Raw genomic sequence first — 26,394 nt, 5'->3', positions numbered from 1 at the left:
CGGGCTAGTAACCGCCACCCCCGTTATTAAAGGAAGTGGTGCAAGATAAAAAATACTTGTGCTGGATTGATGTTCGGTATCGCCAGCTTGACGGGAGCGATTATAGTTATAATTGGTCATCCAGAAACTCTCTTTTGATCTGAACGGTCGGCAATGCAATTTTCTCCGTCTGGTAGGTTGGTACCGCTTTTATTGGTTTGTTTAGCACATCCATACCTAGTGCTATGCGGTAAGTTAGATATCCTCTGTCTGCGTTTAAGTAAGTTGATGCTAATGCTGGCTTAACAGCCAAGTGTAATGCCAACATGGCATTGTGTCCCTGCCAGCCTATTGGGATTTCCAGCGCCAATGTTAAAGGTGAAACAGAAAAAACAGACAGCTTATTGCGAAGCATCTCGCTAACATTCTGTTTATGAGATGAGTGTTGAAGCTCAGCTTCCCACCGTAGTGAAGTGTCTTCAAAGCTGGCTTGGGTCAAGCCTGGCAATACCAGGTGCAAACTACGTACAGATTCACCCTCTGTAAGTCCATGAGTAATACCGTTATCAAAAATAGTAGGCAGCAGGTTGATCTCTGCAAGTCGTTGTGAATGAGTGCTCCAATCCCAGGCTTGGGGCTCGTTACCCCACATACAGTAGAGCAACCACTGTTGCTGTTCCTCCAGGTTGGAGTAGTTGAATAGGGCCTCGCCGCCCAGCTGAAGTGCGGTGAAGGCGAGTCCCCAAGGTGTGAGCTGAATCGAAAGTCTTAGGAATCTTGGTCCTCTGGTAGACCACGCTATGCTTGCCACTTCTTTTTTAGAGTAAGTGGTATCAAGGTAAATATCCTTCAATATGCCTATCAGTTCTTTGCCGGTCTGTAGCGTCAAGGCAGCGTTCACGCCGGTAGCGCCAACGTCACCTGTCAGCGCCATGAGCGCTCCTATTTTTTCACCCGATGTGCTGTACATCAGCGCTGTTTGCCATTTTTCCCAATTATTCCATGCCGTACCTGCTCCGCCCAATAAACTCAGCGGAGCAATAAATGCTCCCAACCCCAATCCTATTTTTCCGAGACGAGCAGTGAGCAGCTTTCCTCCCGTTTCAGAACTTTCGACCGCTAGGGCTCGGAGAGCATTATCGATCATTGCAACGTACACCGCTTGAAAGACTGATAACGCTGCCGAAGCCACACTACTGAACCCACCGATAGCTATTACAATTTCTTTAATGGTTCTACGATTGTCAGAGCCACTCCAAACACTCCAAACCTCCCCCAGATTCCCAACCTGCAGACACACCGCCAGTAACGGAAAGAAACTCCCCTTCAACGCAGCCGCAGCTGCCCCTTGAGTCGCGTACCCCTTAAATGCTCCCGCCCGCAGCTTTTTAATTTCGTCATTGAGCGCTTGCAGTTGCGGGTCAGTGATGTCCAGTCGCACGCCAATCGCGCCGTTGCGCGGATTGCCGGTCGGGGTGATGGCTGCTTCCAGGTCTCGGCGCAGCGCGTTGCGCGTGTTGCGGGTCTGCAGCAGTCGTTGGTTGGTGTATTGCCTTTCGTAAAGCAGACCTTGATGTTGATCCGCTGTGAGTGTGCGGCGGTTGATGAGTTTGGTAAGGCGGTTGCGTTCTCTGATGAGGTCGTCTTCGCTGGCAAGCAGCTGATTCAAGCGCGCGAAGTTGTCGCGAAATTTTGTCACGTCGGCTTCGTCGGCAATTCGCAGGGTGACGGCTTCCTGCTGCAGCGCCACCAGCATGCCCAGTCGTTGGGCTCGATTGCTTGCTCTGCCGAAGTTGTCCAGATGCTGGCGTAGTTGCGGGCTGTTCAGCTTCTGTTGCATCTCAATCAGCCAACGCTCCAGATGCAGGGCGACGGCAGGGATGTAGCTGGCATTGACGGCTTGGTGCAACGGTAGTGCGGCGGGGTCCAGGTTCAGGCTGTTGGTCCAGTGATTACCCATGATGTGGCTGATATCAGCGATGCGCCTTTGCGCATCGGCCAATCCGTCGCTGAAGTTGCGAATATCATCCAGCCACTTGAGCAGGTTGCCTGATTTGGCGCGCAGAAAGTCCATGTCCAGACGCCCATAGAACACCGGCAGAACGTAGTGGGGGTTATCGTGAAAGTAGTCGCTGACCTTCCGCAGGCTTTCGTCGGTGCGGCACAGGTCGCGGGTGCAGTTGAGCTCCATCGCCAAGGCGCTTTTCAACTGGTCGGGATGGTCTGGATCGAAGTACCAGGCACTTCGATAGAGTTCCCCCTGAGTGAACAGGCTCACGCGATCGTGGGTAATATCGTCGAGTCGTTGCGTCCAGCGTTGAAGGTGCGAGCGCTCCTGGGACAGATAAGCGTGCATTTCTTGGTGGCGAACGAGATCGTAAATACCTCGTGAGCCGAGTCCGACGCCGTTCAGCGTGCCCTGGCTGTTCTTTTCCAGCGCTTCAATGTCGTCTTCCAGTTGTTCATGGAGTGGTTGGCCAAGCGCGAGCAGCATCTGTGAGTGCTTGTTTTCCATGTTCAGTCTGGCAAATCTGGCTTGCGGCCGTTCGGTGTAGGCGCCCCCGCGCATGGCGGAATACTGCCCCGCTGAAGTAGTCGCTGGCACAGGTCCCTGATGGTGTTCCTGGTGCCAGTCATTGCGCGCATTGAGGTAATCATAAATGCGGCTGCGTTGTTCAGGCGTGGTGTTCTTCAGCAGTTTCGAGTCCGGGTTTGTCTGCCGGGCAGTGTTGTCGCCAACGCTCATCAGTGTGTCAATGTAGCTGGCCGTTATGTAACGCATTTCATTGTCGTTACGCTCACGCCACTGGTTGAGCCAACCCACCACCTCGTCCTGTTCCTGCGCAAGGTCGCGCAGCATGCCGATGCTGTCGTCGAGTACCAGATACAGGTGATTCAGTTCGTAGAACGGGTTGAGTGTGTTTTTCAACTCGCCGATATGCGCCTCGCGAAACAGCGGCAGATGCTCCCAGACATAGTCCTGTTGTTCCTCCTCTGGCATATCGGGTGTAGTGCATTGTTGTGCCGGCAACTCGGCGAGTTCGGCAAGCTGCTCTCTGACTTGCTGTTCGACGCGAAGGTGGACGCCGCCTTGCTGGCAATCGGCTTCAGCCAGATTCACTTTCTGCATGAAATAGAAACGGTCTGCTGCGCTGTCCAGCACGCGGGTGCATTTGGCTGCTGTCCATTGCAGTTCGGCATAGGCAACATGCAACGTCGTATCGCGGGCAAAGATCAGGGTGTGCTCGCCAATCGTGGTCTGCCTGACATCCTGAGCGACTTCCCGGTCCTGCCAGAGCAGTTTGGTCGGTACGCCGCTTTCAAGGCGATACTCATGCAGATAGCCGCTGCTTTCATCAATCACATACAGATAGCCGTCACGTACCAGACGCAAGCCGAGCGGTCGTTTCAAGTCTCGGTAGCCGTCGGTATCCGACGGGTTGTGAAGCCGTTCCACGCGACCGTAACGCAATGGCAATAGCTGGACTTTGGTGCCCATCAAAGGGCAGTTACTCGTACTGTTGCGGGCATCAATATGGGTTCTTGCTCTGGCCTCCCAATAGGCTTTGTCTACAGGCGAAAGTGTTTTGCGACTCATGGCCGGGTTGCTCCGTGCTGTTCGCGACTGCGTTTCACTGCCAGCCAGTTGGCCTGTTGAATACGCTGAGATGGCGTCAGAGAGGACTTTTCATCCATCAGCGTTCTGATATCAGGATGCGAGTCGTCCGGCTGGGTAGCCAGAAAGCAGATGACGTTGGCGTAATGGAAAATATCCGCTTCGCTGTTGAAGCCTGCTTCATAGGCTGTGAAGGCCAGTGCATGCACATGGCCGTATCGCGACTTCAGACCTGTGGATGTGAGGTAGGCCGGAAAAAATGTGCGCAGGTGCAGGTCAAGACTGATCACGATCAGGCGAAACGCAACGTCACTGATGGCCTCCATCTGCCGATCGCTCATCCGATACAGGATCGTGTTGTCATGAATGGCTGACTCACCATGACGCTCGTGCTTTATCCAGTGTTCAGTGATGACATCTGCTGCATAAACACTGTCGATAGGGCCGAACAACCGATTATCGGTATGTGCCGGATGAAGCCCGAGCAGCGCGTTTGCGACGGGCGGGTCTGAAAGGTTCAAATAGCAGGCCTCGCCTGCTGGTTTGTCAACGAACACCAGCCAGCGCAGATGGTCAGCCACCGTCTTGTGGCTGGCATCACTGAATAGCAGCAGACCCCATTCTTCGCGCGCGTGAGTCAGGAAACTTGAAAATGTCGGGTCGTATGGGCCATCGATCTGAATCAGGGCGGGCGAGATATCCAGCAATTCGCTGAAGCGGGTTTGCAGGAACAGCAGTGTGCAGACAGGGGAGGGGTTCCACTCGAAAAGCTTTCTTCTCAGATCGGGAAGATTGATGGCGTTGAGCAGCAGATAGGCGTTTTTCGCCCATGGCAGATCATCAGGGCCGGATTCAAATTCAAACATGAGCGCGCTTTGAAGGGGAACGAGGCGCGGATACTCGGTGGTGTGGTGTCTGCCTTCAATACCCGAAAACCAGTTTAGGAAAGGCCCTACAAAGATCACTGAAAGATCTTTGGCCTACGGGTCGATCAGACACAAAAAATGCCGGTCAGCGAACTGACCGGCATCGATGGTTATCGCAACAAACGCGGTTGATCAGAACTCGTGATCGGCGTTGTCCGGGTTCAGGTCAGTGATGCCCAGCTTGCCAGCCGCCTGTTCGATGGCGCCTGTCTGTTTGACCAGCGCGGCGATGGCGTCACGCACCACCTGATTGCCTGCGGTGTTGCCGGCAGCGATCAACTGGTCGAAATGCTCGCCCTTGTTCGCATGATCGACGATGACCTGCAACTTGGCCTGCGTGTCGTCCAGGTCGGCGCGCAAGGTGGCGTCGGTGGCGGGATCTACCTTGGCGACCAGAGACGAAAGGCTCGGCCCGCTGACCTTGCTGCCGTCGGTGCGGGTGTACTCGCCCAGATAAACGTTGCGGATGCCCTTGCCGTTGTAGAAGTGCGAGTTGTGCGTGTTGTCGCTGAAGCAGTCGTGTTCGTCTTCGCTGGAGTTGGCTTCCAGTGCGACTTTCATGCGCTCGCCCGCCAGTTCACCCAGCGACAGGCTGCCCATGCCGAAGAGCATCTTGCGCAGGCCGCTTTCACCGGGTTCGGCTTCCAGCGTGGCGCGGTAGTTGTCGGGCACGCCGGCCTTCCAGTTACCGGACATTTCTTCGAGGTCGCTGACCAGCAGGTCGGTGACGGCCTTGAGGTAGGCACGGCGGCGATCATTGTGGCCGCCGGTCGCGCCAGCGCCTTCCAGGTAATCGCTGGCCGGACGTGCGCCGGCACCAGGGCCGGTGCCGTTCAGATCCTGGCCCCAGAGCAGGAATTCGATGGCGTGGTAGCCGGTGGCGACGTTGGCCTCGGAACCCCCCAGCTCGTTCAGGCTGGCGAGTTTTTCGGAGGTGATTTCCTTCACGTCGACCTTGTCTTCGCCGACCTGAATTTCGGTGTTGGCGATGATGTTGGCAGTGGCACCCGGGTTGCCCAGCGCGTGCTGGTAATCCTTGGCCACATAGTCGATCAGGCCTTCGTCCAGGGGCCAGGCGTTAACCTGTCCTTCCCAGTCATCGATGATGGTGTTGCCGAAGCGGAAGACTTCGCTCTGCATGTAAGGCACACGCGCAGCGATCCACGCTTCGCGGGCAGCTTTCAGGGTTTCATCGTTGGGCTTGGCCAGGAAGGCGTCGACGGCAGTGCTGAGTTTTTTCGCGCCGGCCTCGGCATCGTCGAACACGGCGGACACCATGTTGGCGTAGTTCGCGACCACAGCCTTGGCCGCCGCGTCGTCAGTCTGGGCAGCGGCTGCCGGAGCAGGGGCCGCAGGCGTCACAGCCGGCGTCGCCGGAGCAGCGGCTGGCGCGGGTGCCGGGGCGGCAGCCTTGTCCTTGCCTTCGCCACAACCGGCGAGAGAGATAGCGATGGCCAACAGACTAGCGGTTGCCAGAGGCATACGAATCATGACGGAATCCTGCGTCGATAAAGGTGATGGCGGGGTGCGCCCATAAAATCTGCGACATAATGCGAAAGATTTGCATTCGGTGTAAAGGCAAAAAGCCTGTGTCGGCGTATTCGGACATCCGGCAGGTTGTAACAGTCGGTTTCAAGATGACGTGAATGGCCGGAAGTGTGCAGGTCGGCTCACAGGCTGGTGGCGTGGTCCTGACGCGACTGCTTGAGGTAGGCCAGCAACTCCCGACCCTGCAACGGCTTGCTGTACAGATAGCCCTGGCCTTCATGACAGCCCTCGGTCACCACGTAGGCCTCCTGCTCGACGGTCTCCACGCCTTCGGCAATGACTTGCATGCCCAGGCTTTTGCCCAACTGGATAATGGCTCGCACGATGGTGGCGTCATCGTCGTCGTCAATCAGGTCCTGCACGAAGCTGCGGTCAATCTTGATCTTGTCCAGCGGCAGACTTTTCAGGTAGCTCAGCGATGAGTAGCCGGTGCCGAAGTCATCAATGGCAATCAAGGCGCCGGAGCGTCGCAAGCTCAACAGGTGCTGGGCGGCGGTGTTGATATCTTCCATCAGCCCGGTTTCGGTCACTTCCAGTTCCAGGCTGCGCGGTGGCAAGCGATAGATCTGCAGCAGGTTGTTGACCACACGCGGCAACTCCGCGTGATGCAACTGCACAGTCGACAGGTTGACTGCCATGCGCAAGTCGGTAAAACCCTGGTCGAGCCATTCGCGCAGTTGGCGGCAGGCCTGATCCAGCACCCATTCCCCGATGGCGATGATGCTGCCGTTCTGTTCGGCCAGCGGGATGAATACGTCCGGCGGCACCAGGCCATGTTCCGGATGCTGCCAGCGGATCAGCGCTTCCACGCCGACGATACGGTGATCGCGATAGCTGATCTGCGGTTGATAGACCAGATACAACTGATTGAGTGGCAGGGCTTCGCGCAGGTCTTTTTCAAGTTCGCGGCGGCGGCGCATTTCGCTGTCTACGCTGGCGATGTAGAACTGATAACGGTTACGCGAGCGGGCCTTGGCCAGCGTCATGGTCTGCTCGGCTTTTTGCAGCAGCTTCTCGGTGCTGTCGCCGTCTTCGGGAAACAGGGTGATGCCGATGGTTGCCCGCAGTCGAATCTGTTGATCACCGACGATGAACGGCGCTTCCAGCTCATCCAGAATATTTTGCGCCAGCTCTGCCGCCTCGTAGGGCTGCTCGATGTTGGATTGCACCAGCGCAAACTGGTCGCCGCCCAGGCGCGCCAGTGCCCCGAGTCGCACGCTGTGCGCGCGCAGACGGTCAGCGAGTGCGAGCAGCAATTGATCGCCGGACTGGTAGCTGAACTGTTCGTTGATGCCTTTGAAGTCATCCAGACCCACGCACAACACCGCCACTCGGTGTTGCTGGCGTCCTGCATCTTCCAGAATCCTGTCCAGCCCGGTCTGCAACTGAAGTCGGTTGGGCAGACCGGTGAGGAAATCGTATTGCGCCATGCGCTGCAGATTGTTTTCGGCCTCATGGCGCAGGTAAGTGTGGCGTTCGATGGAGGCCAGCAACTGGTTGGCGGTGTTGACCCAGATCCCCAATTCGTTTTTCTCGTGGCCTTTAAGCAACGGCAATTGGTGTTCGCTGGGGCGGTCGGGGTTGATCGCGATCAGGTGCTCGATGATCTTCGACAGCGGCTTGGTCAGCAGCCAGTGATAGACCAGATACAGCACCAGCCCCATTGCCAGCGCACGCAGCACGCCCGCGACAAAGATGATTCCGGCATTGACCAGAAAGCTTTCACCGTAATTGGCCGTGTCCAGCGTGATGCGCAGGTCGCCGTAATACTCGCTGTAGGGGCTGCGGCCTACCAGTTGAGTGGTGAAGCTGCGTTCCTGGCCAAGGATGAGGTCTGTCAGCCACCGCGTAGGGGACGTCTTCAGCGGCCGGTCTTTCTCGGCGAGCAGGCTTTCGTTAGGGTGCCCGATGGACGCCATGCGCACCGAGTCATCCTGGAACAGGCCTTCGATGACCTGCATGCCCATCTCGCGGTCCAGGCTGTAGACGGCCTGTGTCGACGGATCGCGGAACATGCCGAGAATCCGCTCGGCGTCGCTCGCCACAGCCTGACGTGTCTTGTAGGCGTCGAAGACGATTTGCGCACAGCTGAGCAGGACGCCTACCAGAAGCGCCGAAAGCAGCACAACGCGCAGCAACTTTACCGACAGGCTGTTCTTGAGTTCCAGCTTCAATGGCCGTTCCTTAGTTAGTGTCGGAGGGCATATCGCCTCATGACCCTCGAAAAACCAGACCCGCACGCCGTGACCTTGTCACAACCGGTGCGCCTGGCTGATCTTCGCGTTCCTTGCACCTGCTGGCCAAAGCCACCTCAATGCGTCGGGTGGCCAGGTAGGTAACTAGAGCAGAACACTGTAAAGAATTACGTCATAGAGAATTAAGTTGTATTACGAGTCAGCGAGCGTTTTCCGACAATACACAAAGTACGAGCGGCAGGCGAAAAAAGATTTGCGATTCGCCTGACCGGCAGGCAGGCGGTTGACGCTATATGTGAAACAAACGTCTGGCAGGCGGCCCTTACAGGCCGGGAAACATAAAAAACCCGACGCGAGGCCGGGTTTTTCGATGAGGCTGGAATCAGGCTGCGAATTGCTTGGCCACGAAGTCCCAGTTCACCAGGTTCCAGAACGCTTCTACGTACTTCGGACGCAGATTGCGGTAGTCGATGTAGTAGGCGTGTTCCCACACATCGCAGGTCAGCAGCGGGGTGTCGCCGCTGGTCAGCGGGTTGCCGGCACCGATGGTGCTGGCCAATGCCAGGGATCCATCAGCCTTCTTCACCAGCCAGCCCCAGCCGGAGCCGAAAGTGCCGATGGAAGTCTTGCTGAACTCTTCCTTGAACTTGTCGAAGGAACCGAACGCCTTGTTGATGGCTTCGGCCAGAGCGCCGGTAGGCTCGCCGCCAGCGTTAGGAGCCAGGCAGTTCCAGTAGAACGTGTGGTTCCAGACCTGAGCGGCGTTGTTGAAGATACCGCCCGAGGAGGTCTTGATGATCTCTTCCAGGGTCTTGCCTTCGAACTCGGTGCCAGGCACCAGGTTGTTCAGGTTCACGACGTAGGTGTTGTGGTGCTTGTCGTGGTGATATTCCAGAGTCTCCGCAGAAATGTGCGGCACCAGAGCGTCTTTGGCGTAGGGCAGTGGCGGCAATTCAAAAGCCATGGTTTATCTCCTTTCAGGTCAATTGCGGTAGTCGCACGGCCGATCACGGGCGGCCAGATACAGCATGCACCGGGAGTTTTACTCTTTTGCGGCGCAGACCCCGGATCATAGCACCGGGTCTGCGCCTTAACCACGCAACAACTGTGTGGGATAGAGGTTCCCACGGGTTTGACTCTGCGGTCATGAAATCCGTCAGGCCGAGCGGATCAACTGCACGGCCACGCTGAACATCATCACTGCGATCATCAGGTCCAGCATCCGCCAGGTGGCAGGTCGGGCCAGCCAGGGAGCCAGCCATGCCGCGCCCAGGGCGAGGCTCGAGAACCACAGCAGCGAAGCGCTGGCTGCACCGGCGACATACGCGCCAGGCACGCCCTGTTGTGCGCCCAGCGAGCCAATCAGCAACACGGTGTCCAGATAGACGTGCGGGTTGAGCAAGGTAACGGCCAATGCGCTGAGCAACACGGTGCGCAGTGATTTTCTGCCAACCGCTGCGCTGTGTTCCAGGCTCTGCCGCGAGCAGGCGCGGCGTAATGCCTGCAGGCCATACCAGCTCAGGAATATCACGCCGCCCCAGCGCGCCACCGCCAGCAGCGTCGGATTCTGCGCCAGCACGTTGGCCAGACCGAACACGCCTGCAGCCACCAGGATGGCGTCGCAGAAAATGCACAGCATCGCCACGGCCACATGATGTTCACGACGCAGGCCCTGAGCCAGCACAAAAGCATTTTGAGTACCGATCGCCATGATCAGGCCTGCCGCGATCAGCAGCCCATTGAGGTAGCTTTGCCACATGAGGATGTTCCATTGAGCGGATTCAGGTAGCCATTCTCAGAGGGTGAGGGTTATAAGGAAAACCAATAATCTTCATCGCTCATTAGGAAAACTGATGTTCGACTACAAATTGCTGTCGGCGCTGGCGGCCGTGATCGAGCAGGCCGGGTTCGATCGCGCCGCTCAGGTGCTTGGGCTTTCTCAGTCAGCAGTCTCGCAACGCATCAAATTGCTGGAGGCGCGCATTGGCCTGCCGGTGCTGGTACGCGCCACGCCGCCGAGCCCGACCGACATCGGCCGGCGCCTGCTCAATCACGTGCAGCAGGTCCGCCTGCTGGAGCGCGATCTGCAAAGTCAGGTACCGGCACTGGACGAGGAGGGCATGCCCGAGCGTTTGCGAATCGCCTTGAATGCCGACAGTCTGGCAACCTGGTGGGCGCCGGCCATTGGCGCGTTTTGTACGCAACACCGTTTGCTGCTGGATCTGGTTGTCGAAGATCAGGACGTAGGCCTCAAGCGCATGCGCGCCGGTGAGGTGGCGGCCTGCCTGTGTGGCAGCGAGCGTCCGGTGGCGGGGGCACGCAGCCAGTTGCTGGGGGCCATGCGCTATCGGGCGCTGGCCAGTCCCGCGTTCATCGCCCGCCATTTCCCGGACGGTGTCAGCCCAGAGACGCTCGCCAGATCCGCTGCCTTGGTATACGGCCCGGACGATCTTCTGCAGCATCGGTATCTGGCTATGTTGGGTGTTCAGGACGGCTTCGAGCATCATTTGTGTCCTTCCTCCGAAGGTTTCATCCGTATGATCGAGGCGGGCATGGGCTGGGGGCTGGCGCCCGAGTTGCAGGTGCGCGACCAGTTGCGCAACGGCACGCTGCTCGAATTACTGCCGGACCGTTGCATCGATGTGCCGCTCTACTGGCATCATTGGCGCAATGGTGGGCAGCTTCTGACGCGCCTCACCGAACATCTTGCGCAACATTCGGCTCACTGGCTGGTGCCGCTGAGCGAAGACTGATCGTCAACAGGATCATGTGTAATCCATGCAGGCAGGGTTTTGCCTTTCCTGCAGACGCGTTAACGGAGCGGTAAATGAAGATTCTGGTCACCGGCGCGAGCGGCTTCATCGGCGGACGCTTTGCGCGTTTTGCCCTTGAGCAGGGCATGAGCGTGCGGATCAATGGCCGTCGTGCCGAAGGTGTCGAGCACCTGGTCAGGCGCGGTGCCGAGTTTATTCAGGGCGACCTCGCCGATCCTTATCTGGTGCGCGCACTGTGCGATGACGTGGAAGCGGTCGTGCATTGCGCGGGCTCGGTCGGTACGTGGGGACGTCGCCAGGATTTCATGCAGGGCAACGTGCAGCTCACGGAAAACATCGTCGAGGGCTGCCTGAAACAGAGGGTGCGAAGGCTGGTTCATCTATCTTCGCCGTCGATCTACTTTGATGGCCACTCGCACCGTGGCATCAAGGAAGAGCAGGTGCCCAAGCGCTTTCACAATCACTACGCGGCCACCAAGTATCTGGCCGAGCAAAAGGTCTTCGGTGCCGAAGAGTTCGGGCTTGAAGTCATTGCCCTGCGGCCACGCTTTGTCACCGGCGCGGGCGATAACAGCATTTTCCCGCGTCTGCTGCACATGCAGCGCAAGAGGCGCCTGGCGATTGTCGGCAACGGCTTGAACGTGGTGGATTTCACCAGCATGCAGAACCTCAACGAAGCCCTGCTGAGCAGCTTGCTGGCAACGGGTTCTGCACTGGGCAAGGCCTACAACATCAGCAATGGCACGCCGGTCCCGCTGTGGGACGCGATCAATTATGTGATGCGGCAGATGCACTTGCCTCAGGCCACCCGTTATCGTTCATACGGGCTGGCCTACAGCGCTGCGGCGATCAATGAGGCCGCCTGTATGCTGTGGCCGGGCAGACCTGAACCTACCCTGTCGAGAGTGGGCATGCAGGTCATGAACAGGGATTTCACGCTTGATATCAGCCGCGCCAGGCATTATCTGGATTATCAGCCCCAGGTCAGCCTGTGGACGGCGCTGGATGAATTCTGTGGCTGGTGGCAGGCACAGCACGCGATCTGAATGCGGTAGTGGCACAGTGAGATTGATTCTGCGCTGTTGTTATACTGCCCAACTTTGATCTACGAACTTTGATTTAACAGCTTCCTGAAGGGTTATTCATGCGCAACGATCCCTACGACGACGTCGATGACGTTCCCAGCCTGAGCGCCAAGGACGATGATGACGACTTCGCGCCGAGCAATAGCGCACGCGAGCGCACCACCGTCTATTCGCGCACCACGCCTGTTGTCAAGGTCAAGGCGCCGAGCACCGGGCCTTTGTGGGCATTGGTCGGTGCGTTGTTCATTGCTTTCTGCGGTCTGGGTTGGTGGAGCTTTCAGCAGGTTTCCCTGATGGAGCAGCAGTTGGTGGCGACTCAGGAAAGCTTTGCGCGCATCAGCGAAGAAGCGGCGGGGCGCTTGCAGGATATTTCCGGCAAGGTGGTCGCGACCGAAGCGCTTTCCAGTGATGGAGAGGCGCTCAAGCAGCGTATCAAGTTGCTGGAAGCGCAACTGGAAGATCAGGACAAACAACGCGAAGGCGTTGAAGGTCAGCAGGGCAGTCTCGACAAACGTCTGGAGCAGATGGCCGCGCAAACCGCCCAGCAGCAGAGTGAAAACGCGCAGTTGCAGGAACAGCTCAAAAGCGTTGTCGCTGAACTGACCACGCTCAAGGCCGCGTTGCCTGACCTGAAGACCGCTCAGGCGGATCAGGGCAAGCTGGATGCGCAGATCAAAAGCGTGGCGGCCGATGTCGCCACGTTGAAAAAGCAGGGCAACCCGTCTGCCGCTGTCGAACGCCTGGAACAGGACCTGATGGTGCTGAAAAGCGAACAGGAAAACCGCCCGGCGCCTTCGGCAGAAGCCAATACGGCCGAGTTCGATGCGTTTCGTGCTCAGGTGACTCGTAACATCAATACCCTGAACAGCCAGATCCAGAATTTGTCGCAACAGCTCAACGCACGCCGTTGATCTTGGCATCCTCTGCCGCCTTCAGCGCGGCAGTTCGCCGAGGGAGCGCTGGCCAGTAAATCCAGGTGCAGATACGAAGAAACCCCGATTCCTGCGAATCGGGGTTTCTGGTCTTACGACAGCGGTTTACATCCGTGGGTAGTCGATGTAGCCGACTGGCCCTTTGCCGTAGAACGTTTCCGGATGGGCTTCATTCAGAGGCGCATCGCTGGCCAGACGCTCGGGCAGGTCCGGGTTGGCGATGTAAGGCACGCCAAAGGCAATGGCGTCGGCCTTGCCTTCTGCCAGCCAGGCGTTGGCAGTGTCCTTGGTGAATTTCTCGTTGGCGATGTAGACTCCGCCGAAATCCTTCTTCAACTGTGGGCCGAGGCTGTCTTCAGCATCACGCTCACGGGCACAGATGAACGCGATACCGCGCTTGCCGAGCTCTTTAGCCACGTAGCTGAAGGTTTCGGCGCGGTTTGCATCGCTCATGTCGTGCATGTCGAAGCGAGGCGAGAGGTGAACGCCTACACGGCCAGCGCCCCAGACTTCGATGACGGCATCCGTGACTTCCAGCAGCAGACGCGCACGATTTTCCACCGAACCGCCGTACTCGTCGGTGCGCTGGTTGGTGCCGGTCAGCAGGAACTGTTCAAGCAGATAGCCGTTGGCGCCATGCACTTCCACGCCGTCGAAGCCCGCCGCCTTGGCGTTTTCCGCACCGACGCGATAGGCCTCGACGATGTCACCGATTTCCGCCAGTTCCAGCGCCCGCGGGGTTGGCAATGGGGTGATCGGGCGCATCAGGCTGACATGGCCTTCGGCTGCGATTGCACTTGGCGCGACCGGGGTTTCGCCGTTCAGGTAGGCAGGGTGGGAAATACGGCCCACGTGCCACAACTGCAGGGCAATGCGGCCACCGGCGTTATGCACTGCCTTGGTGATGTTGCTCCAGCCACGCACCTGATCGTTGGACCAGATGCCCGGGGTGTCGGGGTAGCCCACGCCCATTGGCGTCACAGAGGTGGCTTCGGTCAGGATCAGGCCCGCCGAGGCACGCTGAACGTAATACTCGGCCATCATCGCGTTCGGTACACGGCCTTCATCGGCACGGCAGCGCGTCAGTGGGGCCATGATGATGCGGTTGGGCAGTTGCAGATCGCCCAGGGTGATCGGGTCAAAGATAGTCGTCATGTGTCGAATCCTCGTAATTGATCAATGCGTAGCAGGTGCCAGCTCGGGGTTGCCGGTCTGGCGAAAGGTAATCAGGGTAATCAGCAGCGCCAGCACGGCCAGGATGGCGGCGGCCAGCGGTACGCTGGTCAGGCCCAGACCGTGGGCGATGACGCTGCCACCGACCCAGGCGCCCAGCGCGTTGCCGACGTTGAAGGCGCCGATGTTCAGGGTTGACACCAGGTTCGGTGCGGCTTTGCCGAACGTCACCACGTTGATCTGCAGGGCCGGGACGGCGGCGAAGGCCGCGACTGCCCAGAGGAACAGCGTGATTTCAGCCGGGATCAGCGCGGTGCTGGTCCAGCTGAGTACGGTGGAGATCACCGCCATCGAGACGAATACGCCAATCAGCGTGGACGCCAGGCGGCGGTCGGCCATCTTGCCGCCAATCACGTTGCCGGCGGTCAGGCCCAGGCCGATCAACAGCAGGGTCCAGGTCACGCCGTTGGGCGATACGCCGGTGACTTCGCCGAGCAGTGGGGCGATGTAGGTGAACAGGGTGAACATGGACGCTGAAAACAGCGCAGTCATGGTCAGCGACAGCCAGATGCCGGCCCCTCTGAGGGCGCCGAGTTCAGCGCGCATGTCGAGCTTTTCTTCGTTGCGGTTGGTCGGCAGGAAGCGGATCAGGCCGATCAGCGCAATCACCCCGATGACCGTGACGGCCCAGAAGGTCGAGCGCCAGCCCGCGTATTGACCCAGCGCAGTACCCAGCGGCACGCCCAGTACGTTGGCCAGTGTCAGGCCGGTGAACATCAAGGCCACCGCTGAGGCACGCCGGTTGGCGGGCACCAGACCTGCGGCAACCACCGAGCCGATGCCGAAGAACGCACCGTGACACAGTGCAGTCACCACGCGGGCGAACATCAGGACGTTGTAGTCACTGGCCAGCGCACAGAGCAGATTGCCGATGATGAAAATCCCCATCAGCGTGACCAGCGCGGCCTTGCGCGGCAGTTTTGCCGTGGCCATGGCCATGAACGGTGCACCGACAGCGACGCCCAGCGCATAGCCGGTCACCAGCCAGCCTGCACCGGGGATCGATACGCCGAGGTCGGCTGCCACATCGGGCAGCAGGCCCATGATGACGAATTCGGTGGTGCCGATGGCGAAGGCGCTCAGAGCCAGAATGAGTAGCGAAAGAGGCACGGGGCAACTCCTGGTAAACGTTGGAAAATCAGGTCGGGTTGTTCAGTTCTTCAACCAGCGCCTGAACGAATGCCTGTATGACTTCTTCGTTGCGTCTGAAGAAATGCCATTGGCCGACCTTCTTGCTGCTGATCAGACCAGCGCGTTGCAAGGTCGCCAGATGGGCCGAGACAGTGGATTGTGACAATCCCGCACGCTGATCGATCTGTCCGGCGCACACGCCGTGTTCGATCGAGTACTCCTGGGCGGGAAAGCTCGCACGCGGGTCTTTCAGCCAAGTCAGGATTTCTCGGCGGACCGGGTGGGCCAGGGCTTTTATTATGTCGTCGAGGTCGATCTGCATGTCGTTCTCACAGGCGGTGTAGCGATATATCGCGATAGAACGAACCTTATATCTATATTTCGCGATATACAAATATGATTATGTGCTTAGGATCAGCCAAATCGCTATATCGGGTTATAACGATATATGGACAGCGGGCCCGAAAGCGGCCTAGGCTTGCAGCCATGAACTACTTGGCACATCTTCACCTTGGCGGGCACCGGCCCGCCCAATTGCTTGGCAGCCTGTATGGCGATTTCGTCAAAGGTCCGCTGCCGGGACGTTTTCCTGCGGAACTGGAGGCGGCGATTCGTCTGCACCGCAGTATCGACGCCTTCACTGACAGTCATCCGCTGATCAAGGCCTCCATTGCCCGCTTTCCGCTCCAGAGACGGCGCTATGCCGGCATCATGCTCGATGTTTTTTTCGATCACTGCCTGGCGCGCGACTGGCATCGTTATGCCGACCTGCCGTTGGACGCATTCACCCGCAAGGTCTATGGCACGCTGGCTGCCGAGCCACAATTGCCCGAGCGGCTGGCGCTGATCGCACCGCGCATGGCGGCGCAGGACTGGCTGGGGTCGTATCGGGATTTCGGAGTGCTGGAGCAGGTGTTGAGCGGGATATCCCGACGCCTGTCAAAACCCGAAGGGCTGGCCGGCGGCATGCAGGAACTGCAGGCGCTGTACCAGCCCTTGAGTGCGGATTTCGCCGAGTTCTATCCGCTACTTGAGGATTTCGCTCAGGCCGCTCGGGCCGGACGCGAAACCACGTCGCTCGGCTGAACCGGCGGCTCGCCAAACAACGCCACCTGAACGGCCTGCTGGGCCTTGAAGGCCAGTGCGGCGCGTTCCTGGTCAGCGGTCGGAATCGGTGTCAGCAGGTGAATATGCACATCGCTCTGCTCGTTGGCGAACAGTCGGCGCAAGTGCGACAGCAAGTCATCGTCGCCAATGAACGGGGCGATCGGGTCCGGCTTGCCGTCACGCGAGTAACCAATGGCCACCGGCTGGATCGGCACGCCAGCGTCGATGGCGCTGGACAGCAGACGACCGTGAAAGGTGCGCAGGCTTTTGCCGTCCGTGGTGGTGCCTTCGGGGAAGATCAGCAGCGCGTTGCCTTGCTGCAGATGGTTGCACATCTGCTTCTGGATCAGACGGCTGTCGCCCGATCCGCGACGAATGAACAGCGTACCGGCCTTCAGCGCCAGCCAGCCCGCTACCGGCCAGGTCCGCACTTCGGCCTTCGACAGAAACGACAGCGGCGCGAGCATGCCGAGCAGGGCGATGTCGGTCCATGACACATGGTTGCTGACCCACAGCATGGGTTGGGTTGGCAGTTGACCTGTCACGGTGACGCGAAACGGCAGGGCGTTGGTCAGGCGTGCCATGAACCAGCGGCTCCAGCGCTGCCTGCGCTCCATCGAACCTCCGATCCTGGTGCGTTCCAGGACCGCGAACGCGCTGGCAATCGTCAATCCGAGCGCTACGACCAGTAGCACCCGGACTACGCGGGCATAGCCGCGCAACCGGCTCATCACACGGCCGCCTTGAAGTGGCGGGCATAGCGCGGGCACAAGTCGTCGCGCTTGAGCAGGATGAACACGTCGGCCACCTGGAAGTCTTCGTCCCAGCACGGTTCGCCGCAGATCTTGGCCCCCAGACGCATGTAGGCCTTGAGCAGCGGTGGCATCTCGCAGATCACATTGCTCGGGATGTCGAGGGTCGGCAGCGGATTCTTCGGCTCGGCGCGCAGGTGCTCGTTGCACAGGTAGCGTTCGCGCAGGCGTTGCATGATCGCATGGGCCTGAATACCGCCGTCCTGCATCGGGATGCTCGCGCAGCCCATCAGGTAGCTGTAACCGCCTTCGTTGAGCACCTCGGCCAGTTCGCTCCACAACACCGCGATGGTGCCGCCGTTGCGATAGGCCGGATCGACGCAGGTGCGACCCAGTTCGAGGATCGGCCCTTGCAGATTGACCAGCCCGTGCAGGCTGAATTCCTCTTCGCTGTAGAAGCGTCCCAGCGTGTTGGCGGCCTGATGGTCGAGCAGCCGGGTCGTGGCAACCAGACGCCCGGTGTTCAGGTCGCGTACCCCGATATGCGAGCAGTGAACATCGTAATCGTCGATGTCCAGGCCTTGTTCAGCGCCGTTGAGACGGGCGTTGAACTCTTCGCTGAACACACTGAAACGCAACGCCTGTGCTTCCTGCAAGGCGCACGCTCCAATCAGGCGCTCGGCCTGAAGACGACGTTCAGAAGTGTTGTCACGAATGCGGGCGATCTGGGTCATACGAATCTCCATGAGCCAGCCTTGCAGATGCAGAGAGGGCTGGTTGACTGATTTGTCCAGGCGCTTTGCCGTACTTGCAGGCTAGGGAGATGGCGTGTCATGCCTGTGAAGCTTTGGTGATGGTTGTGTGACGGGAAACGCTGTGGCCATTTCCTCTGCGTCTGCTCTTGGGTTGATAGCTGACTGTCATGAAACGCTGATACGGTGTGCGGATCATTCTGTAGAGGCCTTGTCATGCCGCGTGGATTTGTCCGTCTGTGTCTGGTTCTGATCCTGGGCTTCAGTGCCCAGGGCGTCGTTGCTCAAACATGGCCGACAGAGCAATGGCCTTCTCAGTCTGTGCCGCGATCTGTGGCCATCGAAGAGCTCGAGACCTACGCCTTCCCGCCCCGTGACGACGCCACGCGCAAGGGCATTCGCACCGATGCGCTGCTGGTGGTTCGTGATGGCGAAGTCGTGTACGAGCGCTACGGCGGTGTGACCACCGCGCAAACGCCGCACCTGACCTGGTCGATCAGCAAAAGCATCATGGCGACGGTGCTGGGGGTGGCGTTTGCAGAAGGACGCTTTCAACTGAATGATCCGGTGGCGAAGTTCTACCCGCCGTTCAAGGCGCACCCCGATATCGCCATCAAAGACCTGATGCACTGGGCTTCGGGTCTGGATTGGCAGGAAGACTACGAATACGCACCGCTCAACTCCTCGGTGGTCGCCATGCTCTACACCCGCGGGCGCGACGACATGGCGCGCTTCACCGCCGATCACCGCGCTGCCCACCCCCCCGGCAAGACTTACCTCTACTCCAGCGGCGATAGCACCGTTCTGGCGGCGGCCTTGAAAAAGATGGTCGGCGATGAGGCTTATCCGGGTTACCCATGGACCGCGCTGTTCGACACGCTCGGCATCCGCAGTGCGGTCTGGGAAACCGATGGCGCGGGTACATTTGTAGGCTCTTCCTATGCCTACATGACCGCTCGCGATCTGGCCCGCATCGGCCTGCTGATGCAGCGCGGCGGGCAATGGCAGGATCGGCAGTTGCTCAATAAGCAGTGGATGGACTTCGTGCTGACGCCGTTTGCCGGTGAGGGCGTGGATGCCAGTGTTGAAGTGCCCGCTGGCCAATGGTGGCTCAACCGCACTGCCGATGGCGGCAAAGGACCGTGGCCGGACGCTCCCCCTGACACCTTCGCGGCATTGGGGCATTGGGGGCAGGCGCTGTATGTGATTCCCGATCAGAAGCTGGTGATCGTGCGCTATGCCGATGACCGCGACGCTACCTACAACCACAATGAGATGCTCAAGCGCGTACAGGCCGCGTTTGGTAAGGAGGGCGGTCAATGAGCACGCGCCGAATGTTCATCCTGCGCCGTCCCTTCAGCAGCCTGCTGTTGCTGATGGTTGCCGCACTTGCCGTGCTCGCCTGGCAGTACCGTGTGAACCTGCAGGCGTTCCCGACCATCATCAGTGCCTACACCGCCAAGGAATACTGCTCGTGCAGGTACGTCATGAATAATTCCGAAGCGTATTGCCAGGGCTACATCAAGCAGTATCTGCCCAGCACGCTGGTCGACGACAGCAGTCAAAAACGGGTCATTGCCAGCGGCCTGGGACGCACCAGCAGCGCGTCCTGGCAGGGTGAGCGACAGGGCTGTCGCCTGCTGCCATGAGGGCCTGATGAATTGCCGCCGAACGCGGGCGTTTGCCAGCGGTCAGACAGGCGGATAAGGTGGCCCTCAATTGCACGTCTGGAGTCTGCATGCTCACTATGAATCGCCTGCTGCTGGTCATGCTGGCCGCAGTGGCGTTACCTGCCCATGCGAACTGGTACCTGGATAACGAGTCGTCGCGACTCTCGTTTACCTCGACTAAAAATGCCGATATTGCCGAAGTGCATCGCTTTCTGGTGCTGCACGGCAAAGTCGACGCCAAGGGGCTGGCTGAAGTGGAAGTTGAAACCGATTCAGTCAGCACCGGCATTCCGCTGCGCGACGAGCGCCTTCGAGAGCAGGTGTTTCAGGTGCGCAAGTTTCCGGCTGCTCAGATCAATGCGCAGTTAGACATGCGCCCGATCAATAACCTCGCGCCCGGCGCACAACTGGAACTGCGTTTACCGCTGACCGTCAGCCTGCGCGGCAAGACCCACAGCTATAACGCCGAGCTGCTGGCGACGCGTCTCGACGAGCGGCGATTTCAGGTCGTGACGCTCGAGCCGCTGGTGATCCATGCCCAGGATTTCGATATGGCCCCGGACTTCAAGGCCTTGCGCAACGCCGCAGGATTGTCGGCGGTGAGCCTCTCGGTCCCGGTCGGGGCTGTCCTGATCTTCACGGCGCGCTGATATGAACGGTGCGATTTTTCCGTGGCGTGAAAACAACCGCTTTCAATTGCTGATCGACGGCCCTGCGTTCTTTCCGCGCATGATCGCAGCCATCGATCGCGCCGAGCAGCAGGTCGATCTGGAGTTGTACCTGGTCGAAGCCGGGGCCTGCGCCGACGCCATCGTGCGCGCGCTGGTCGAGGCGGGCAGGCGTGGCGTGATCGTGCGCTGCCTGTTCGATGACTTCGGCTCAAAAGCCTTCGACGCTGGCCTGCGCAAGCAACTGACCGATGCCGGTGTGATTCTGCGTTTCTACAATCCGATCCACTGGCGGCGGGGCGTGCGTAACTTCTACCGCGACCATCGCAAACTGCTGGTGGTGGACAAGGCCTTGGCCGTGGTGGGCGGCACCGGTGTGACTGACGAGTTCTGGGAGCCGGACAAGGACGCCAGCCAGTGGCACGAAGTGATGGTCGAAATCACCGGGCCGTTGGTGATCGACTGGCAGGCGCTGTTCAACCGGCAGTTCCACGCCAACGCCCGGCGTTTCGCCTGGCGTCCGAAAGAAAACTTCGGCCTTGATCATCTGCCCAAGGCCCCGATAACCGGCGAGGGCCTGGGTCGTGTCGCGTATGCTGATTCCCGCCAGCACCGCGACATCCTGCAGTCGCTGGTACGTGCGCTGAACACCGGGCAAAAGCGGATCTGGCTGGCCACCCCTTACTTTCTGCCCACCTGGAAAGTTCGCCGCGCCTTGCGTCGGGCGGCGGCACGTGGCGTTGATGTGCGTTTGCTGCTGACCGGGCCGCGCACCGATCACCCGTCCGTACGCTACGCCGGTCACCGCTACTACCCGCGCCTGTTGCGTGCCGGGGTCAAGGTGTTCGAATACCAGCCGTGCTTTCTGCACCTGAAAATGGTCCTGATCGACGACTGGGTGAGTCTCGGCTCGTGCAATTTCGATCACTGGAATCTGCGCTTCAACCTGGAAGCCAACCTCGAAGCCCTCGACCCAGGGCTGACCCGCGACGTGGTCGCCAGCTTTGAAAAAGACTTCGCCCTGAGCGCCGAGACCACGCTGGCAGACTGGAAGGCCAGACCGCTGTGGCGACGGGTCAAGCAGCGCTTGTGGGGCTGGATCGACCGGCTGGTGGTGAACTTGCTGGATCAGCGTAACTGAGGTTTGCGCGGGGCCGAGCGTGGCCCCGGGTTGTCATCCGGTCAAACGATGCATTCCAGTGAGCGATCAACCATGGCTTTGGCCATCTCGGCCATGTGCAACACCGAAAACGCCAGATCACGGCTGGTGCCCTGAGTGCTGTCGCCGGACTCATAGGCCGTCGTGATGATGCAGCGCAGCAGATCCGAAGCGTAGTTGAGCGCTTCTTCCTGGCTGACGGATGCGTTGACGGTGAACAGGGCGGTGGGCGGGTCGGGGACGATTTTATCGGGCATGTTTGCAACTCCAGCAGAACTTGTGGGAGCCGTCACTGATCGCTACCAAACGATAAGGTGGCGGCCGTGTGCAAGTTGGTAGACCGGCTGCTGGCACCCGGTGCATCCGAAGATGCCATGCGCACGGCCACCATGAAAACGGGACGAAAGAGATCGCCTCGCGGAGGTGGCACATTGCGCCAGCAAAAGCAGGTCTACCAAACCTGATCGCTGATTGGGCAGCGATCAATGAAGGCTAGAGACCTGAATAGCCAAGCGCAAGAGGCCGGGATTTTCTCGGAAATTTCCTTCAATTGGAAGGGAGGCGTCCTGCGGTTAATTCTTACAAGAGTTATCGAAAAAGGTTTTCTGAGGATGTTTCGTTGCCTGCCTTGTAAACGTGGGTACACTCTTTTCTACGTCACAAAGACGTGTTCAGCGCTAAGGACAGGAATGGATAATATAGGGAACGATGGGCAACAGCCGGAAAGCCTCAATCTGAAATTCAACTATAAATTCTTCTTCTGGCTGCTGTTCTCGATAGTGGTTTTGAAACTCACACTGTTCGACTATCTGGACAGCCCTTCGGGCGCGGACGAAGTAGTCATGAAGCGCGAGCTGCCACAGGGTGACTGGCTCTACATCACTCGCTACGGCGCACCCGCAACAGATCAGGACACCTTGCGTTTTTACATCAGTAAACGTCTGGATGGCAGCGACTCGCAAGTGCTGAAGCAGTTGAACGACTCTAATCTTTTTCTGCTGACTGACAGCGCTCTGAGTGATGTGAAGATTTTCGACACGCCAAATGGTGTTGGTGTAGAAGTGACTGGCGCTGTTTATCAGTATTTCAGCAAGCAGTACATCACCGAGGGGGTGACGTTAAAAAGCTATCGGATCACATTGAATCAGCATGATGTGTCTCCGCCCTACAGATAATGTGCGGGGTAGAGTGCTTGCAATGAAAATAGCCTGTGCAGCGTTTGCTGGACAGGCTTGTTGCTGAAGGAAGTAGTTAAGGCTTTTTGATATTCTGCATGTAGGTATGATTTGGTTCTGTAACGACTTTCTTCGTCAACGCGTCCAGTTCCTTGCTGTGATACATGTCCAGGCATTTCAGCAGGTCGAATTTTATACCCTTGATCTGGGATTCGGCCAAAGGGTTTGTGTAGTCGCGCGCGAGGTATTTTTTTACCAGGGCCTTGACGGCAAGAGGACTTTTTTCCATGTCATAGTAGGTCCAGTCACGCATCGCACTGACACTGCTGCCCGCGTCAATTCCGACGTTTACGTCATATTTATAAGCGGTGGTTATGCAGGTGGCGAGCGCCATGTCCTTGTAGTTTTTTTCAAAGGTTCTGTACATCCCTTCGGGCGATGAGGTGGGGGTGTAGGCAAAACAGTTGGATGGTGCCAAGACTAGAGATGCTGTAAGGGCCGCAAGACGTGATTTCATTCTACGAACCTCCCTGTGAATATGAATTTTATTTGTAGTCTTGCATGTAGGTGTGTGTTGGATTTACGACAGTCTTTTTTGTCAAGTCATTCAGATCCTTACTGTGGTAAAGATCCAGGCACTTTAAAAGGTCAAATTTTACACCTTTTATCTCGGACTCGGTTAAGGGGTTTGTATAATCTCTGGTCAGATACTTCTTTACGAGTGCTCGTATTTCATCAGGTCCCACTTCCCAGTCGTAATTTGCCCAGTCCTCAATGGCGGTGACGCTACTTCCAGCGTCAATTCCGACCTTTACGTCATATGCGTAAGCGTTTGCTATACAGGTAGCGAGTACCAGGTCCTTGAAGTTTTTTTCATAGCTTCGGTGCATGCCCTCTGGTGATGAAGGTTTTGTATGTGCGAAGCTCTCGGTTGCCACGAGTGCGAGACAGCCTGTGAAGGCTGTGAAGAGAAACTTCATGAGGTTAGGCTCCAAAAGTTTGCCGTATCCGTACGGTAGTTGACGTCGGGCTCGTTAAAATAGCAATGGTCATAGCAAAGATTGCCGTCAAACAACGTTGCATGGCCTTTTGCGTCTGTCCAGCCCGATATTTCAAATAATATAATTCCTTTTTTTCTTGCAAGCGCTCCGCCGTCAGAAGGTGGGTATTTGACGACCTCAGGCTTGCCCCAGTGCGTTTCCAAAAAGCTTTTCAGGTTCGATACACGGAAAAAGTACTGGTGCTGATCTGCGCCGGAGACTGTCTGTTTAGATACTTTAGGTATTTTCAGTCCTGAGTAGTTCAGGATGTAACTTAATCGAACAGCACAGGTGTTCCTCCATTTTGTAGAAGGATCAGGGTTGTTTATGTTCTTCGCGACGAACCCCCCAATCACCTCTGCCACTCGTTTTTCCGGTGCCACCGGATCATAAATATGTTGCGAAGCCGCCCAGGCAGCAGTAAAAAATGGCCGTGCCATAGTCCTTCCTTGATCATGTCGTGACGTTTGATACATGCGCTTTCAAGACGTCAGGAATAGACCTTGTTGTTGATACGGTTCCAGCCACCCGAGACATTCCCTCCACCGGCACCGTCAGATCTTTTCTGCTGGGTGTAGGTGGTTTTTATTTTTCCGTAGTTGAGGCTGATGGTCTCACTGGGGATGCCATCATTGGCATGCTGGGTGTAGTTGGAAATGATCACTTCTTCCAGCAGCACTTCAAAGTATTTGACCTTGTCTCCGCCTGCACGATGCAATGACAAGACGACTTCCTTCAGGTGCCTGCCCGCGCACAACGTTTCCATGAGTTTGCAGCTCGACTTGTCGAGTGATTTGGTGAACGTGAAATCACTCAAGGACGTCCGACCCGACGAGGCGCCTCCTGAAGAACTCGCCGTGGCGGAGGTACTTTGGTGCATGCCGAAACCATACCCGGTGATCTCGATACAGTCCTTGTAGCGATCATCCAGCGCTTCGCCTGGAATGCCTTCGATTTTGATGTACGCATCAAATGCCATGTTTCAAATCTCCACGTTCGATCGGTCTTACGTTGCATACAGGTATCCATATGTTTCGGCAGCATAATCTTTGTTTTTATCGAACGTGAGATCAGCATGCCTTCGATGTTGACTGAAATATCTCTACTTTTTGTCAGAATAGTCGTACAGACTCTTTCGGCCTCTGTGCATTATCAGGGGGGGTGTAAGTGAAGAAGGCATTGCTTTGAGTTGCGGTTGCAAATGCCAAGTTTTATTAATATTGGGGGGGCGGTGGCGCGAGTCTACAGTTTAAAATGATTGATGGGTTTCACTCCGAGCGTAAAATGGCTGATCGGATCCAGTACGGGGTCTATTTGGCGCTGCACCCACATTGCCTCCATTTGAAATTCGGTCAGTGAAATACTTGTCCCTTTACCGATCGGCGTTTCATTGAGGTAGAGATCTAACAGGTGAGGAGTGCTGGATTCCAGCCCAGAGGTGATGCTGAGGGTTTTTGTGTTCATAACGTATTGGTTTTCTACAAGGGAAGGTAACACTCCAAAGAAACCTAATGATTTTGACACGGTCTCATATTGATATCGAATAACATCGCTCGCATGGTAGTCATTCGATTTGCTGACTTTAAAATTGGATTGAATCATCCATTTCTCGGGTGTGTAAGTGTTCGTGAATTCATCAACGTTATTCCAGTGTCTGGATGTTATTTCGTAGGGTTTTTTGACAGGGTCATGATCATGGTTGAATAGTGTTGTAACGATGCCGTGGCTCATCCATGAGCGCTCATTCAACAAGTCTATACGTTGCTGCAGGTTGGCATTGTAGTACCAGGCAGGTGCGTATGCGTAGCCAGCCCCCAGGAGCCAGGGAGGGTCATTCCACAGCGCTCCGGCTCTGGCGTCCGCAGTCATTTGATCGTGAGAGGCTTCGGATAAGTAGGTGGCTTTAAAGTATGAAGGAAGGGCGGGTTCGTTTGGTGCGTATGCTGCGGCGATTCGCTCGCCTACTCTCCCATCCTTGTCTATTAACATGACGGGGTTGTTCGATACGAAATTATAGGCGTTCAAGCTATCCATATCCCCCGCCGGATCCGGATTGATCCACCGCTGCAACCACGGCGCGTAATACCTGAACCCGTAATAATAAAGCCCGCTGGCGTCTCGCTCCTTGCCTGAATACCGCACGGTTTTGTACTTGGCTTCCACTGCACTGCGCGCCGCCCACCAAGCCGTACCGCCAAAGGGGTAATAACTTTCCTGGCTGATCAGGCCACCTTGTTGATCCAGTTTCAGCGTGCTCGAGCCCAGATGATCACCCAGGCTGTAACGCACCTGATCGTTCGCAATGGCGCCTGGTTTTCCAGCTTCCCAGTGCAATACCCGCACGCTGTTGCGACCCGCCTGAGCGATAACGACGTGAAGGATTTCTCCATCCGCCGTGGTCCGGATTTCCAGTCCCGGCAGGTAGCGCACTTCGTTGATCAGCGTGCGACCTGATGCCTGCGCAGTACTGATCTTACGACGACGCTGACCCTGGCCATCGTAGATATAACGCTCTTCATCGTTCGGCTCGTCTTCACGTTGCACGGTGGTGATGTACTGCAACTGATTACGCGCATCCCAGCCCATGACCTGACCGCGCGCCAGTTGCAGCAGATTGCCGTTGGCATCAAAACCCGTAGCGAAATCCACATC

At 57.6% G+C, this 26,394-nt stretch carries 26 protein-coding genes; 9 read left to right on the top strand and 17 right to left on the bottom strand.

Features of this window, described 5'->3' with window-relative positions; all coding sequences use genetic code 11:
- Positions 1–106: 106 nt before the first annotated feature.
- The 6 genes from BT119_RS25795 to BT119_RS25770 all read right to left on the bottom strand — a co-directional run bounded on the left by BT119_RS25795 (position 107) and on the right by BT119_RS25770 (position 10,023).
- On the bottom strand, positions 107–3,577 hold the full coding sequence (locus tag BT119_RS25795; protein WP_032609158.1) for a toxin VasX: 3,471 nt from the start codon (positions 3,575–3,577) through the stop codon (positions 107–109).
- Positions 3,574–4,461: a DUF4123 domain-containing protein gene (locus tag BT119_RS25790; RefSeq protein ID WP_003431424.1), complete on the bottom strand. Its 888-nt coding sequence runs from the start codon at positions 4,459–4,461 to the stop codon at positions 3,574–3,576. The genes BT119_RS25795 and BT119_RS25790 overlap by 4 nt, the downstream gene beginning before the upstream one ends.
- A 192-nt stretch (positions 4,462–4,653) precedes the next feature.
- Positions 4,654–6,012 (bottom strand): imelysin family protein, encoded by a 1,359-nt coding sequence (locus BT119_RS25785; protein WP_003431423.1) that lies wholly within the window; start codon positions 6,010–6,012, stop codon positions 4,654–4,656.
- 179 nt (positions 6,013–6,191) lie between these two features.
- Positions 6,192–8,243 (bottom strand): putative bifunctional diguanylate cyclase/phosphodiesterase, encoded by a 2,052-nt coding sequence (locus BT119_RS25780; protein ID WP_044310414.1) that lies wholly within the window; start codon positions 8,241–8,243, stop codon positions 6,192–6,194.
- 403 nt (positions 8,244–8,646) lie between these two features.
- The gene (gene sodB, locus BT119_RS25775; protein WP_003313497.1) at positions 8,647–9,228 is read right to left on the bottom strand and encodes a superoxide dismutase [Fe]; all 582 of its coding nucleotides are present in this window, start codon (positions 9,226–9,228) and stop codon (positions 8,647–8,649) included.
- A gap of 192 nt (positions 9,229–9,420) precedes the next feature.
- Positions 9,421–10,023: a LysE/ArgO family amino acid transporter gene (locus BT119_RS25770; RefSeq protein WP_072367143.1), complete on the bottom strand. Its 603-nt coding sequence runs from the start codon at positions 10,021–10,023 to the stop codon at positions 9,421–9,423.
- Positions 10,024–10,117: 94 nt separating this feature from the next.
- Between BT119_RS25770 and BT119_RS25765 the strand changes: the two genes are divergently transcribed.
- From BT119_RS25765 to BT119_RS25755, 3 genes are all read left to right on the top strand, one after another.
- The gene (locus BT119_RS25765) at positions 10,118–11,017 is read left to right on the top strand and encodes a LysR family transcriptional regulator ArgP (protein ID WP_072367142.1); all 900 of its coding nucleotides are present in this window, start codon (positions 10,118–10,120) and stop codon (positions 11,015–11,017) included.
- 74 nt (positions 11,018–11,091) lie between these two features.
- Positions 11,092–12,084, top strand: a complete 993-nt coding sequence (locus BT119_RS25760; RefSeq protein ID WP_003363927.1) for an NAD-dependent epimerase/dehydratase family protein — start codon at positions 11,092–11,094, stop codon at positions 12,082–12,084.
- A gap of 98 nt (positions 12,085–12,182) precedes the next feature.
- Positions 12,183–13,034: a hypothetical protein gene (locus tag BT119_RS25755; RefSeq protein WP_003363925.1), complete on the top strand. Its 852-nt coding sequence runs from the start codon at positions 12,183–12,185 to the stop codon at positions 13,032–13,034.
- Positions 13,035–13,160: 126 nt separating this feature from the next.
- Here BT119_RS25755 and BT119_RS25750 read toward each other — a convergent pair whose 3' ends face one another.
- The 3 genes from BT119_RS25750 to BT119_RS25740 are packed head-to-tail and all read right to left on the bottom strand — an operon-like array spanning position 13,161 to position 15,741.
- Positions 13,161–14,210 (bottom strand): alkene reductase, encoded by a 1,050-nt coding sequence (locus tag BT119_RS25750; protein ID WP_003431417.1) that lies wholly within the window; start codon positions 14,208–14,210, stop codon positions 13,161–13,163.
- Positions 14,211–14,231: 21 nt separating this feature from the next.
- Positions 14,232–15,398, bottom strand: coding sequence for an MFS transporter (locus BT119_RS25745; protein WP_003431415.1), 1,167 nt, complete (start codon positions 15,396–15,398; stop codon positions 14,232–14,234).
- Positions 15,399–15,426: 28 nt separating this feature from the next.
- On the bottom strand, positions 15,427–15,741 hold the full coding sequence (locus BT119_RS25740; RefSeq protein ID WP_003363918.1) for an ArsR/SmtB family transcription factor: 315 nt from the start codon (positions 15,739–15,741) through the stop codon (positions 15,427–15,429).
- A 164-nt stretch (positions 15,742–15,905) separates the two neighbouring features.
- Here BT119_RS25740 and BT119_RS25735 point away from each other — a divergent pair, with 164 nt between their 5' ends.
- A complete protein-coding gene (locus BT119_RS25735; protein ID WP_003363917.1) occupies positions 15,906–16,505 on the top strand; it encodes an acyl carrier protein phosphodiesterase in 600 nt (199 codons plus the stop codon).
- On the opposite strand, the gene BT119_RS25730 is transcribed toward BT119_RS25735, so the two are convergent.
- On the bottom strand, positions 16,463–17,257 hold the full coding sequence (locus BT119_RS25730) for a lysophospholipid acyltransferase family protein (RefSeq protein ID WP_046719031.1): 795 nt from the start codon (positions 17,255–17,257) through the stop codon (positions 16,463–16,465). The two genes, BT119_RS25735 and BT119_RS25730, sit on opposite strands and share 43 nt — an antisense overlap.
- Positions 17,257–18,012 (bottom strand): L-ornithine N(alpha)-acyltransferase, encoded by a 756-nt coding sequence (gene olsB / locus BT119_RS25725; RefSeq protein ID WP_003363913.1) that lies wholly within the window; start codon positions 18,010–18,012, stop codon positions 17,257–17,259. Before olsB ends, BT119_RS25730 begins: the two co-directional genes overlap by 1 nt.
- A gap of 234 nt (positions 18,013–18,246) precedes the next feature.
- On the opposite strand from olsB, the gene BT119_RS25720 reads away from it, so the two are divergent.
- The 4 genes from BT119_RS25720 (at position 18,247) to BT119_RS25705 (ending at position 21,509) form a co-directional block, all read left to right on the top strand.
- The gene (locus BT119_RS25720) at positions 18,247–19,353 is read left to right on the top strand and encodes a serine hydrolase domain-containing protein (protein WP_072367141.1); all 1,107 of its coding nucleotides are present in this window, start codon (positions 18,247–18,249) and stop codon (positions 19,351–19,353) included.
- Entirely contained in the window at positions 19,350–19,679 is a 330-nt protein-coding gene (locus BT119_RS25715; protein ID WP_003363909.1) for a hypothetical protein, read from the top strand. Before BT119_RS25720 ends, BT119_RS25715 begins: the two co-directional genes overlap by 4 nt.
- Positions 19,680–19,768: 89 nt before the next feature.
- On the top strand, positions 19,769–20,350 hold the full coding sequence (locus BT119_RS25710) for a YceI family protein (protein ID WP_011268811.1): 582 nt from the start codon (positions 19,769–19,771) through the stop codon (positions 20,348–20,350).
- A 1-nt stretch (position 20,351) separates the two neighbouring features.
- Positions 20,352–21,509, top strand: a complete 1,158-nt coding sequence (locus tag BT119_RS25705; RefSeq protein ID WP_003431405.1) for a phospholipase D-like domain-containing protein — start codon at positions 20,352–20,354, stop codon at positions 21,507–21,509.
- Between the two features lie 41 nt (positions 21,510–21,550).
- On the opposite strand, the gene BT119_RS25700 is transcribed toward BT119_RS25705, so the two are convergent.
- Positions 21,551–21,784 (bottom strand): DUF6124 family protein, encoded by a 234-nt coding sequence (locus tag BT119_RS25700; protein ID WP_003313478.1) that lies wholly within the window; start codon positions 21,782–21,784, stop codon positions 21,551–21,553.
- Positions 21,785–22,216: 432 nt separating this feature from the next.
- Here BT119_RS25700 and BT119_RS25695 point away from each other — a divergent pair, with 432 nt between their 5' ends.
- Positions 22,217–22,702 (top strand): hypothetical protein, encoded by a 486-nt coding sequence (locus BT119_RS25695; RefSeq protein WP_003431403.1) that lies wholly within the window; start codon positions 22,217–22,219, stop codon positions 22,700–22,702.
- Between the two features lie 76 nt (positions 22,703–22,778).
- On the opposite strand, the gene BT119_RS25690 is transcribed toward BT119_RS25695, so the two are convergent.
- From BT119_RS25690 to BT119_RS25670, 5 genes are all read right to left on the bottom strand, one after another.
- Entirely contained in the window at positions 22,779–23,219 is a 441-nt protein-coding gene (locus BT119_RS25690) for a type VI secretion system amidase immunity protein Tai4 (RefSeq protein WP_046719034.1), read from the bottom strand.
- Positions 23,220–23,247: 28 nt separating this feature from the next.
- Positions 23,248–23,682, bottom strand: coding sequence for a type VI secretion system amidase immunity protein Tai4 (locus BT119_RS25685; protein ID WP_004416293.1), 435 nt, complete (start codon positions 23,680–23,682; stop codon positions 23,248–23,250).
- Positions 23,679–24,182, bottom strand: a complete 504-nt coding sequence (locus BT119_RS25680) for a type VI secretion system amidase effector protein Tae4 (RefSeq protein WP_011268807.1) — start codon at positions 24,180–24,182, stop codon at positions 23,679–23,681. Before BT119_RS25680 ends, BT119_RS25685 begins: the two co-directional genes overlap by 4 nt.
- 50 nt (positions 24,183–24,232) lie before the next feature.
- Positions 24,233–24,721: an Hcp family type VI secretion system effector gene (locus tag BT119_RS25675; protein ID WP_003313472.1), complete on the bottom strand. Its 489-nt coding sequence runs from the start codon at positions 24,719–24,721 to the stop codon at positions 24,233–24,235.
- 263 nt (positions 24,722–24,984) lie between these two features.
- The coding region (locus BT119_RS25670; RefSeq protein ID WP_139271383.1) for an RHS repeat-associated core domain-containing protein at positions 24,985–26,394 on the bottom strand (1,410 nt) is incomplete at its 5' end.

It is taken from the genome of Pseudomonas sp. NFACC10-1 (assembly GCF_900119195.1).
GTDB classification, from domain to species: domain Bacteria; phylum Pseudomonadota; class Gammaproteobacteria; order Pseudomonadales; family Pseudomonadaceae; genus Aquipseudomonas; species Aquipseudomonas cerasi.
Note: the sequence above shows the minus strand (reverse complement) of the source record. Positions and strands in the feature narration are given on the sequence as shown.

Excerpts from the sequence above, each read along its gene's own strand:
- BT119_RS25795 (WP_032609158.1), bottom strand. The coding sequence starts at position 3,577 with ATGAGTCGCAAAACACTTTCGCCTGTAGACAAAGCCTATTGGGAGGCC.
- BT119_RS25790 (WP_003431424.1), bottom strand. The coding sequence starts at position 4,461 with ATGTTTGAATTTGAATCCGGCCCTGATGATCTGCCATGGGCGAAAAAC.
- BT119_RS25785 (WP_003431423.1), bottom strand. The coding sequence starts at position 6,012 with ATGATTCGTATGCCTCTGGCAACCGCTAGTCTGTTGGCCATCGCTATC.
- sodB (WP_003313497.1), bottom strand. The coding sequence starts at position 9,228 with ATGGCTTTTGAATTGCCGCCACTGCCCTACGCCAAAGACGCTCTGGTG.
- BT119_RS25770 (WP_072367143.1), bottom strand. The coding sequence starts at position 10,023 with ATGTGGCAAAGCTACCTCAATGGGCTGCTGATCGCGGCAGGCCTGATC.
- BT119_RS25765 (WP_072367142.1), top strand. The coding sequence starts at position 10,118 with ATGTTCGACTACAAATTGCTGTCGGCGCTGGCGGCCGTGATCGAGCAG.
- BT119_RS25760 (WP_003363927.1), top strand. The coding sequence starts at position 11,092 with ATGAAGATTCTGGTCACCGGCGCGAGCGGCTTCATCGGCGGACGCTTT.
- BT119_RS25755 (WP_003363925.1), top strand. The coding sequence starts at position 12,183 with ATGCGCAACGATCCCTACGACGACGTCGATGACGTTCCCAGCCTGAGC.
- BT119_RS25750 (WP_003431417.1), bottom strand. The coding sequence starts at position 14,210 with ATGACGACTATCTTTGACCCGATCACCCTGGGCGATCTGCAACTGCCC.
- BT119_RS25740 (WP_003363918.1), bottom strand. The coding sequence starts at position 15,741 with ATGCAGATCGACCTCGACGACATAATAAAAGCCCTGGCCCACCCGGTC.
- BT119_RS25735 (WP_003363917.1), top strand. The coding sequence starts at position 15,906 with ATGAACTACTTGGCACATCTTCACCTTGGCGGGCACCGGCCCGCCCAA.
- BT119_RS25730 (WP_046719031.1), bottom strand. The coding sequence starts at position 17,257 with ATGAGCCGGTTGCGCGGCTATGCCCGCGTAGTCCGGGTGCTACTGGTC.
- olsB (WP_003363913.1), bottom strand. The coding sequence starts at position 18,012 with ATGACCCAGATCGCCCGCATTCGTGACAACACTTCTGAACGTCGTCTT.
- BT119_RS25720 (WP_072367141.1), top strand. The coding sequence starts at position 18,247 with ATGCCGCGTGGATTTGTCCGTCTGTGTCTGGTTCTGATCCTGGGCTTC.
- BT119_RS25715 (WP_003363909.1), top strand. The coding sequence starts at position 19,350 with ATGAGCACGCGCCGAATGTTCATCCTGCGCCGTCCCTTCAGCAGCCTG.
- BT119_RS25710 (WP_011268811.1), top strand. The coding sequence starts at position 19,769 with ATGCTCACTATGAATCGCCTGCTGCTGGTCATGCTGGCCGCAGTGGCG.
- BT119_RS25705 (WP_003431405.1), top strand. The coding sequence starts at position 20,352 with ATGAACGGTGCGATTTTTCCGTGGCGTGAAAACAACCGCTTTCAATTG.
- BT119_RS25700 (WP_003313478.1), bottom strand. The coding sequence starts at position 21,784 with ATGCCCGATAAAATCGTCCCCGACCCGCCCACCGCCCTGTTCACCGTC.
- BT119_RS25695 (WP_003431403.1), top strand. The coding sequence starts at position 22,217 with ATGGATAATATAGGGAACGATGGGCAACAGCCGGAAAGCCTCAATCTG.
- BT119_RS25690 (WP_046719034.1), bottom strand. The coding sequence starts at position 23,219 with ATGAAATCACGTCTTGCGGCCCTTACAGCATCTCTAGTCTTGGCACCA.
- BT119_RS25685 (WP_004416293.1), bottom strand. The coding sequence starts at position 23,682 with ATGAAGTTTCTCTTCACAGCCTTCACAGGCTGTCTCGCACTCGTGGCA.
- BT119_RS25680 (WP_011268807.1), bottom strand. The coding sequence starts at position 24,182 with ATGGCACGGCCATTTTTTACTGCTGCCTGGGCGGCTTCGCAACATATT.
- BT119_RS25675 (WP_003313472.1), bottom strand. The coding sequence starts at position 24,721 with ATGGCATTTGATGCGTACATCAAAATCGAAGGCATTCCAGGCGAAGCG.